At 59.2% G+C, this 8,683-nt stretch carries 9 protein-coding genes; 4 read left to right on the top strand and 5 right to left on the bottom strand.

Annotated features, from left to right (window positions below; genetic code table 11):
* Positions 1 to 72 precede the first annotated feature (72 nt).
* Positions 73 to 552: a DUF934 domain-containing protein gene (locus M9827_RS08060; RefSeq protein ID WP_250604911.1), complete on the bottom strand. Its 480-nt coding sequence runs from the start codon at positions 550 to 552 to the stop codon at positions 73 to 75.
* Positions 549 to 2,222: a nitrite reductase NirA gene (gene nirA / locus M9827_RS08055; RefSeq protein ID WP_250604909.1), complete on the bottom strand. Its 1,674-nt coding sequence runs from the start codon at positions 2,220 to 2,222 to the stop codon at positions 549 to 551. The genes M9827_RS08060 and nirA overlap by 4 nt, the downstream gene beginning before the upstream one ends.
* A gap of 277 nt (positions 2,223 to 2,499) precedes the next feature.
* Between nirA and ccoN the strand changes: the two genes are divergently transcribed.
* Entirely contained in the window at positions 2,500 to 3,927 is a 1,428-nt protein-coding gene (ccoN, locus tag M9827_RS08050) for a cytochrome-c oxidase, cbb3-type subunit I (RefSeq protein WP_250604906.1), read from the top strand.
* An 18-nt stretch (positions 3,928 to 3,945) separates the two neighbouring features.
* On the top strand, positions 3,946 to 4,164 hold the full coding sequence (locus M9827_RS08045) for a cbb3-type cytochrome c oxidase subunit 3 (RefSeq protein WP_250604904.1): 219 nt from the start codon (positions 3,946 to 3,948) through the stop codon (positions 4,162 to 4,164).
* 191 nt (positions 4,165 to 4,355) lie between these two features.
* Here M9827_RS08045 and M9827_RS08040 read toward each other — a convergent pair whose 3' ends face one another.
* Positions 4,356 to 4,847, bottom strand: coding sequence for a hypothetical protein (locus tag M9827_RS08040; protein WP_250604902.1), 492 nt, complete (start codon positions 4,845 to 4,847; stop codon positions 4,356 to 4,358).
* Between the two features lie 213 nt (positions 4,848 to 5,060).
* On the opposite strand from M9827_RS08040, the gene M9827_RS08035 reads away from it, so the two are divergent.
* Positions 5,061 to 5,753, top strand: a complete 693-nt coding sequence (locus M9827_RS08035; protein ID WP_250604900.1) for an aspartate/glutamate racemase family protein — start codon at positions 5,061 to 5,063, stop codon at positions 5,751 to 5,753.
* 1 nt (position 5,754) lies between these two features.
* Here M9827_RS08035 and M9827_RS08030 read toward each other — a convergent pair whose 3' ends face one another.
* Positions 5,755 to 6,273 carry a GNAT family N-acetyltransferase gene (locus M9827_RS08030; protein ID WP_095112042.1) on the bottom strand — a complete coding sequence of 173 codons (519 nt, stop codon included), beginning with the start codon at positions 6,271 to 6,273 and terminating at the stop codon, positions 5,755 to 5,757.
* A gap of 263 nt (positions 6,274 to 6,536) precedes the next feature.
* On the opposite strand from M9827_RS08030, the gene M9827_RS08025 reads away from it, so the two are divergent.
* Entirely contained in the window at positions 6,537 to 7,295 is a 759-nt protein-coding gene (locus tag M9827_RS08025; RefSeq protein WP_250604898.1) for an Ig-like domain-containing protein, read from the top strand.
* A gap of 360 nt (positions 7,296 to 7,655) precedes the next feature.
* Here the strand turns inward: M9827_RS08025 and M9827_RS08020 are convergent, their stop codons facing one another.
* Positions 7,656 to 8,636, bottom strand: coding sequence for a LysR family transcriptional regulator (locus M9827_RS08020; protein ID WP_250604896.1), 981 nt, complete (start codon positions 8,634 to 8,636; stop codon positions 7,656 to 7,658).
* Between the last annotated feature and the right edge of the window lie 47 nt (positions 8,637 to 8,683).

Below are 8,683 nucleotides of genomic sequence, written 5' to 3'. Positions count from 1 at the left end.
GATCGCAGCCTGCGGCAGCTCCTACCGTGGAATCCGTGTAGGAGCTGCCGCAGGCTGCGATCTTTTTAACCGTCAACGCCGACGGAAAAGCGGACGAGGTTCGATGACTGAGCGCCCATACAGCACGCTCATCCCGGCCAATCCTTTCAGTGCATCCTCAGCTGACTTGTCCTCACGCACGGCAAAACTGTCGAACCCGCACTGGCGCATATGGCTGAGCTGATCACGCAGCACATCGCCAATCGCGCGCAACTCCCCTGCCCAACCAAAACGACTGCGCAACAGATACGCCTGACTGTAAGCGCGGCCATCACGAAAACTCGGGAAGTCCAGCGCAATCAGCGGCAACGAGCCCAGCCACGGCACCAGGCTTTCCACCTCATCGTCCGGGCCGAGCCACACGGCGTGGGTCGACGGTGATTGCAGCCAATGCGCCAGCGGCAGCATCAGCAACCCGTCGGGCCTCGGCGTTGACGGGTCGCGCACCAGCGTCCACGGATCGTCCGTCACGATCCGCGCCACACCCTGCTCCAGTCGCAACAGGTTGTTCATGCCGACACCTCCAGCGTTTTCGGATAGACCCGTTCCTTGAACGGCTCCAGGCCAATCCGCGCGACGGTGTCGACAAACTGTTCCTCATGCTCGCGATAGCGCACAAACGTGCCGATGATCCGCTCGATCACCTGCGGCACCTCGGCGGCGCTGAACGAAGGGCCGATGACTTTACCCAATGCGCTGTTTTTGCCCTGGGCGCCGCCGAGGGTGATCTGATACCACTCGCTGCCGTTCTTATCGACGCCAAGGATGCCGATATTGCCGATGTGGTGATGTCCGCAAGCGTTCATGCAGCCAGAGATATTCAGGCTGATATCGCCTAAATCGTGCAGGTAATCAAGGTTATCGAAACGCGCCTGAATCGCCTGCGCGACCGGAATCGATTTGGCGTTGGCCAACGCACAGAAATCGCCTCCGGGGCAGGCGATGATGTCGGTCAACAGGCCGACGTTGGCGCTGCCCAGATCGTGTTTGCACGCCAGTTGCCACAGCGCATAGAGGTCGGTTTTAGCCACGTCGGGCAGGACGATGTTCTGTTCATGGGCGATGCGAATCTCGCCAAAACCGAAACGCTGCGACCAGTCAGCGACTGCGAGCATCTGCACAGCGGTGACGTCCCCCGGCGGCGACGCCATGCCCGGTTTGGTCGACAGCACCACGCTGGTGTAGCCCGGCACTTTGTGCGGCTGCACATTGCGCGCGACCCAACGGGCGAACGCCGGGCTTTCGGCCAGGCGCGTGCCGAAGTCCAGATCGGTGTCGGCCAGCGCATGATAAACCGGGGGCACGAAGGCGCTGGCGACCCGTTGGTATTCGGCCTCGGTCAACTGCGCCGGGCCGTCCTTGAGGTGTTGCCATTCCTCTTCGACTTCCCTGGCGAACGCCTCGATGCCCAGCGCCTTGACCAGAATCTTGATCCGCGCCTTGTACTTGTTGTCGCGCCGGCCGTGGCGGTTGTACACGCGCAACACGGCTTCGACGTATGACAGCAAATGCTGCCACGGCAAGCCCTCGCGGATCTGCAAACCGAGGATCGGCGTGCGCCCCAAACCACCACCGACGATCACTCGCAGGAGCATCTGCCCGTCGCGGCCGGGGTAAAGGTACAGACCGATGTCGTGCATCATGATTGCCGCGCGGTCCTGCTTCGCCGAGCAGATAGCGATCTTGAATTTACGTGGCAGAAAGAGGAATTCCGGGTTGATCGTCGACCACTGCCGGAGGATTTCGGCCAACGGGCGCGGGTCGATCAACTCGTCCGCCGCGACCCCGACGAATGCCTCGGTGGTGATGTTGCGCACGCAGTTGCCGGAGGTCTGGATTGCATGCATGTTGACCTGCGCCAGACGTTCGAGGATGTCCGGCACTTCGGCCAATTCAATCCAATTGAACTGCAGGTTCTGCCGTGTGGTGAAGTGGCCGTAGCCGCGATCGTAATCACTGGCGATGCTCGCCAAGGTGCGCATCTGCTCGGCACTCAAGGTGCCGTAAGGAATCGCCACGCGCAGCATGTAGGCGTGCTTTTGCAGGTACAGGCCGTTTTGCAGGCGCAGCGGCAGGAACTCCTCTTCGCTCAATTCCCCGGCCATGAAGCGCTCGACCTGATCGCGAAACTGCGCAACACGCTCGAACACCAGCTCCCGGTCGTAATCATCGTATTGATACATGCTTGCCACCCCATCAGTTATTTCTGTGGGAGCGAGCCTGCTCGCTCCCACAGTTTTCTTCAGAGCACTATGACGAAGCAGCGCAGCACGTTACAGATTCACCTGAAGTCATAAAAACCATATCAGGGCGCGGCAGAACGCCGCAGTCAGCCCCTCAATCTGATCCGCACAAATGAAAGATTCCTGAGCCTGTTTTGTTTCTGACGGGGTTTCTACAGTGCAGCTCATGCCAGACCGGGTGGCCTGGCAAGACTTTGCAACCGTGGATGAACTGACCATGAGCACAGCAACAATCGGACAGGCTTACAACTACAAGGTCGTCCGCCAATTCGTCATTGCGACGGTTTTCTGGGGTGTGGTGGGCATGGCGATGGGCGTGTTGATCGCCTCGCAACTGGTGTGGCCGGACATGAATCTGGACCTGCCGTGGACCACCTTCGGCCGCTTGCGTCCGCTGCACACCAGCCTGGTGATTTTCGGTTTCGCCGGCAGTGCGCAATTCGCCGCCAGTTACTACGCGGTACAGCGTACCTGCCAGGTGCGGCTGTACTCGGACAAGCTCGCCGCCTTCACTTTCTGGGGTTGGCAATCGGTGATCGTGATCATGCTGGTGACCCTGCCGCTGGGCTACACCACCACCAAGGAATACGCCGAGATCGAATTCTCCGGCGCGGTGTGGATGGCCGTGGTCTGGGTCGCATACGCGATCGTGTTTTTCACCACCGTGGTGCAGCGCAAGACCAAGCACATCTACGTCGGCAACTGGTTTTTCGGCGCGTTCATTCTGGTGATTGCCATGCTCCACGTGGTCAATCACCTGTCGATTCCGGTGGACTGGTTCAAGTCGTATCCGGTGTATTCCGGCGCCACCGATGCGATGGTGCAGTGGTGGTACGGGCACAACGCGGTGGGTTTCTTCCTGACCACCGGGTTCCTCGGGATGATGTATTACTTCGTGCCGAAACAGGTCAATCGGCCGGTGTATTCGTACCGGTTGTCGATCGTGCATTTCTGGGCGCTGATCACCCTGTACATCTGGGCCGGCCCGCACCATTTGCACTACACCGCGCTGCCGGACTGGGCGCAGTCGCTGGGCATGGCCATGTCGCTGATCCTGCTGGCGCCGAGCTGGGGCGGGATGATCAACGGCATGATGACCTTGTCCGGTGCCTGGCATAAGTTGCGCACCGATCCGATCCTGCGCTTCCTCGTGCTGTCGCTGGCGTTCTACGGCATGTCGACATTTGAAGGGCCGATGATGGCGATCAAAACCGTCAACGCCCTCTCCCACTACACCGACTGGACCATCGGCCACGTCCACGCCGGCGCGTTGGGCTGGGTGGCGATGATCACCTTCGGCGCGACCTACCACATGGTGCCGAAAGTGTTTGGTCGCGAGCAGATGTACAGCACGCCGCTGATCAACCTGCACTTCTGGCTGGCGACCATCGGCACGGTGCTCTACATCGCTTCGATGTGGGTCAACGGCATCACCCAGGGCTTGATGTGGCGGGCGATCAACGAGGACGGCACGCTGACTTATTCGTTCGTCGAGGCGCTGCAGGCCAGTCACCCGGGGTTCATCGTGCGCTTTGCCGGCGGGGTGTTCTTCCTTACCGGGATGTTGCTGATGGCTTACAACGTGTGGCGCACGGTGCGGGTAGCCGACGTTGCACTGGCGCGCAGTGAAGCGCAGATCGCCTGAGGCAGGGAGCCGCTCGTGATGGAGATTTTCTTTGATGTGCTGGGCGTGGTGTTTCTGTGGCTGGCGGTGGAGTACTGCTTGCGACGGGAGACGGCGGACAGTCTGGAGGAAGCGAGCATGGTGCCGTTTGCCGATGATCCGGAGGTGGCGCGGCGGGTGGAGCTGGCTACTGGCAAGACTGTGAAAGCGGTGGCGCCCGAGGTGGCGAAGCCGGGGTGGGTGAATCTTGATATGTGAGGTGTGTCAGTCGGGCTGCCCTCACCCTAGCCCTCTCCCAGAGGGAGAGGGAACTGACCGCGTGGTTTATGCGAACTACGTCGACCTGAAATATCGAGTCGAACTCAAGTTTTGAACAGCACTGGGTCTGCTCCCTTTCCCCCTCGCCCCCTTGGGGGAGAGGGCTGGGGTGAGGGGGTAAGCTCTTGATCTTAACTACGGTCGCGAGGAATCAGGCTCTGCAACTGCTGGGCAAGAAAGTTGGCGTCAAAGGCAAACGTATCCGGATCCTTCAAACCATTGGTCTTGCGCCACTGCCACTCACCATTTGGCAGGCCAACCAGCGAAATGCTGCCGTAGCGCGCCGCCGTCAGCCCCATCACCGCAAGCGAGATCTGCCCCGCACTGCCCATCACATCCGGCACAAACTCCACCGGTTTGCCGGCAATCACAATGCTCAGCTTCTCGGTTTTGAAGGTCGAGGTTTCCACCGGTGCACTCGGCCCGAACGCGACATACGCCTCGCGACTCACCTCCAGCAGATTCGGCGCCTGCACCGGCTCCAGCCATTGCTGAATATCGCCGAACAGCGCAGTAATCCGCGTGGCCCAAGCGGCCGATTGCGTCTCGAACAGTTGCTTCTTGTGTGCTTCGCTCTCGGCGTAATGACGAAGCATCTCGCCCAGTTGTTGTACGTCGTCCATAGCGGTGTTCCTCGGAAAGGACCTGCAATACTCGATAGTGGCAGATACCAGCCGCTACGTACGATTAAGCTGCTGCAAGCCCGATGAAGCACCATGACACTTGGGTGAAACTTCAGCAGTACAGTCACTTGTTTGCTGGCATCGGCGCCTGAACAACAGGAAACTCCGGGCAGACCTGAACGCTCGACACTGGCATCTGCCTGAGGACATCCAATGCGCACCATCGGCCTGATCGGCGGCATGAGCTGGGAATCCAGCGCCGAATACTATCGACTCATCAATCAGCAAGTCCGTGATCACCTCGGCCCGTTGCGCTCCGCGCAATTGCTGATGTACAGCGTCGATTTCGGCCCTGTCGAACAGGCCCAGCACGCCGGGCGCTGGGACGATGCCGCAGCGATTCTGGTGGACGCCGCGCGCAGGCTCGAAGCCGGTGGCGCCGAATGCGTCGTGCTGTGTACCAACACCATGCACAAGGTCGCCGAACAGATTCAGGCGGCGATCAGCATTCCGTTTCTGCACATTGCCGAACCGGCCGCGCAGGCGGCTCTGAACATAGATGCACGCACGGTCGGATTGCTCGGCACCGCATTCACCATGGAACAGGATTTCCTCAAGCAACGCCTGGTCGCCAAGGGTTTGACCGTGTTAGTGCCGGACGAAACAGAGCGCAAGGATGTACACCGGATCATCTACGACGAACTCTGCGTCGGCGTGATCAGCGATCAGTCGCGGCAAATCTATCAGCGGGTGATCGAATCCCTCACCGCGCGCGGCGCTCAGGCAATTATCCTCGGCTGCACCGAAATCGGCATGTTGGTCAAACCCGAACACAGCGCCCTGCCCCTGCTCGACACCACCGAACTGCATGCACAGTCGGCGGTGGCGTTTGCGCTGGGCGACTGAGTCAGGTTTTCGGGCGATTGCGCAGGCGGGCCATGCTCAGGGTGTCGACCCATTGCCCGTCGCGCACCGCGTAATCGCGAAACAGGCCTTCGGTCTCGAACCCGAATTTGCGGTAGAGCGCGATGGCGGCCTCGTTGTCGGCGTAAACCGAGAGTTCAACGCGGTGCAGATTCATCCAGTTGTCGGCGACGTCCAGCGCCGCCGCCAGCAACTTCGAACCGACGCCTTTGCCCTGCCACGCCACAGCGACTGCCATACCGACGCTGCCGGCATGACTGCGACGAATCCGCGAATAGTTTTCCAGCCCCAGATGGCCGATGACCTGACCCTGATGCAGCGCGACCAGCTTCAACACCCGCTCATTCTCCGCCAGCAGCCTTTGGCGCCAGACGTCGACGGACTGAAACGGCATCTGCAACACCTGCCGGGTGACGGCCCGCTCGTTGTAGAGCGCAGTGACAGCCTCGATGTGTGACTCGCTGAAGCGTTCAATATGAATGGCGGTGTTGTGATCGGGCATGGCGGATCCTTCCTGGATCGATGTGTGGCTGATGACTCTAAACCGCACCTGACACGTCTGGCGAGAGCAAAAATGGTGGGAGCGAGCCTGCTCGCGAAAGCGATTTTTCAGTCGCCGACTCATCAAATGACAAAAACACGTGACCGCCTCACTCCCTTACCACTCGTCGGATTTCGGCTCGCACCTGTCAGATCTGACAGGTGCGCATTTCGCTTTAACGCGTTTTGATTGTTCCTGTCCAAACACAATGCAGGAGCTTGAACATGACGACTAACAATGAGCCGCAAACATCTGCCGTCGCACTAACGCTAACGTCGACCAAAGTTTTGCCCAACGGTATCGAAGTTCGCCAGCTAGAAGCCACATCAGAAAAAGCCGTTGTCATAGGCGATACCACAGCCAACGGCTCGGGCGCAGAATCGGAAGCAAGATCACTGACCGGGGTTCCCGAACTCGTAGTGGACGTCTCCCCGATCAAATTATATTGGATAACACTGTCGATCGCTGGCACCGGATTACCGTGGACACCGACCGGCGCAATACCTTCTCTATCCCGGACGGTCAGAAAAGCTACAGGTGGTACACCCCCTATCACCTACACATCATCCAGGCCTGAAATTGCAACGGTCAATGGTAATGGCGACATCAGAGGACTCCTCACAGGTACTGCCACGATCACGGTTCAGGATTCAGTGGGTCAAACCAAGGTGATCGATATTACAGTCGACAACCCGAGACGCAGGGTGCTTTGGAATAAAACGCAGATGACCCATGCACAGGCCCTGGCATGGGCAAAAACAAACCCCGGATTTACCCCGTTCTTCCGCGCATCAAACACAATAGACGATTATGACGGATACGAGGATATTCATAATTTTTATGCGGGATTCGAGCCTAACCCTGCTGGATGCGATGGTGTTACGACAAGACAAATCATATGGTATCTCCTGGATGGGTCGATGTGGGGCGGTTGCGTTTCACCGTCAACTTTGGGCACTTGCATTATTACCGTCCCCGACTGAAAACGCTGGCTGGACAAAGACGCCCCCTGAGAGATCTCCGATTTTTCGTGAACAAAATTAACAAGCTGGAATATTTGAAGAGACCTGCATGAGAAGGTACTGGACGGCGGATCCCGTTGCGGGTTTGAGGCTGGATCTGAGAATTCTACCTTGCGCCCTTTCATTCAGGTTTCGCAGCGGTTGATCGGGCGGTTTCGCTAGCAGGTTAGCTCCTACAGTTTTCCAGGGTGCTCACAAAATCCGGACTCATTACAAATCCCTGTGCGAGCTGGCTTGCCAGCGATGGCGGCGGATCAGTTGATATCAATACCGGTGGCCAGACCGCTTTCGCGAGCAAGCTCGCTCCCACAGGAAAATGCGTCAGGGCTGAAACCATTCCCGGCGTTCGTTGAAGGTGTGGTGAATGAGGTCGGTCAGGGTCAGCACTTCGGCCACATTCTGCGATTCAGTGTTTACGGCCAGCCATGCCTGCAATTGCATGGGCTCTTCGAACAACCCCGGCAGTGCGATCAGGCCCCGGTCGAACCGGCTCATATACGCTGGCAACAACCCAATGCAAGCGCTGCAACGAATCATCTCCAGCATCAATTCATACGACTGCATCTGTACCACCCCGGCCAACCGCTGTTCAACCAACTCATTCCATGGGCGAAAGCTGTCGATCTGCCGGTCGTGCTGCCATTGCACCAGCATGAAATCGGCAAGGTCATCAGGCGTGTCCGGGCGCGCGGTGACGCGGGAGTAGCGTTTGGCGATGTGCGGCAGGTAGTCGAGGCGCGCCAGCGGTTGCGGTTCGCTGGTGGCGAAGGTCGGGCCGGGATGTGGGGTTTCGCCGTGGGCGAGCCAGAGGACGATGTCGGCGCTGACGGCGCGCAGGGACAGTTCGCTGTCCAGCGCGATGATTTCCAAGCGTACGCTGGCGTTGCGGCGCAGCAGTGCGATGAGGTCGCGGCCGAGGATGTCGTGGAGGATCGATTCGGCGACAGCCAGGCGAATCAATGGTTGTTCGATCACCGGGAGTTTGCGTTCGTTGGCCAGCGCCACCAGTTTGGCCTGCAGTTGCTGGCCTTCGCGGGTCAGGCTCAGGGCACTGCCTTGAAAGCTGAACAGCGTGTGTTGCAGTTCATGCTCAAGCTGCGCGAGTTGTTTGCGCAGCAAGGTCGAGCGCACGTTGAGGCTGCGGGCGGCTTGCATGAAACAGCCGCAGCGGGCGCTGACCAGGAAGTATTGGGCGACGTCGGCGTCGATGGTCGCGGCGTGTGCGAGCCACGGTTCGCTGTTGTCGTGTGGCCAGTGGTAATCGGGGTTGCCCTGTCGTCCTGCGGGTTCGGTGAATGACATCGATGACTCCCTGTCGATCTTTGTATTTGTCTTAACGCAGCTCCCTG

Origin of the sequence: Pseudomonas sp. AKS31, assembly GCF_023634765.1 — a bacterium.
Lineage (GTDB): Bacteria > Pseudomonadota > Gammaproteobacteria > Pseudomonadales > Pseudomonadaceae > Aquipseudomonas.
Note: the sequence above shows the minus strand (reverse complement) of the source record. Positions and strands in the feature narration are given on the sequence as shown.

What these genes read in the sequence shown, in the direction of transcription:
- M9827_RS08040 (WP_250604902.1), bottom strand. Translation starts at nt 4,847, where the DNA reads ATGGACGACGTACAACAACTGGGCGAGATGCTTCGTCATTACGCCGAG.
- M9827_RS08020 (WP_250604896.1), bottom strand. Translation starts at nt 8,636, where the DNA reads ATGTCATTCACCGAACCCGCAGGACGACAGGGCAACCCCGATTACCAC.
- M9827_RS08025 (WP_250604898.1), top strand. Translation starts at nt 6,537, where the DNA reads ATGACGACTAACAATGAGCCGCAAACATCTGCCGTCGCACTAACGCTA.
- M9827_RS08060 (WP_250604911.1), bottom strand. Translation starts at nt 552, where the DNA reads ATGAACAACCTGTTGCGACTGGAGCAGGGTGTGGCGCGGATCGTGACG.
- M9827_RS08035 (WP_250604900.1), top strand. Translation starts at nt 5,061, where the DNA reads ATGCGCACCATCGGCCTGATCGGCGGCATGAGCTGGGAATCCAGCGCC.
- nirA (WP_250604909.1), bottom strand. Translation starts at nt 2,222, where the DNA reads ATGTATCAATACGATGATTACGACCGGGAGCTGGTGTTCGAGCGTGTT.
- M9827_RS08030 (WP_095112042.1), bottom strand. Translation starts at nt 6,273, where the DNA reads ATGCCCGATCACAACACCGCCATTCATATTGAACGCTTCAGCGAGTCA.
- M9827_RS08045 (WP_250604904.1), top strand. Translation starts at nt 3,946, where the DNA reads ATGGAGATTTTCTTTGATGTGCTGGGCGTGGTGTTTCTGTGGCTGGCG.
- ccoN (WP_250604906.1), top strand. Translation starts at nt 2,500, where the DNA reads ATGAGCACAGCAACAATCGGACAGGCTTACAACTACAAGGTCGTCCGC.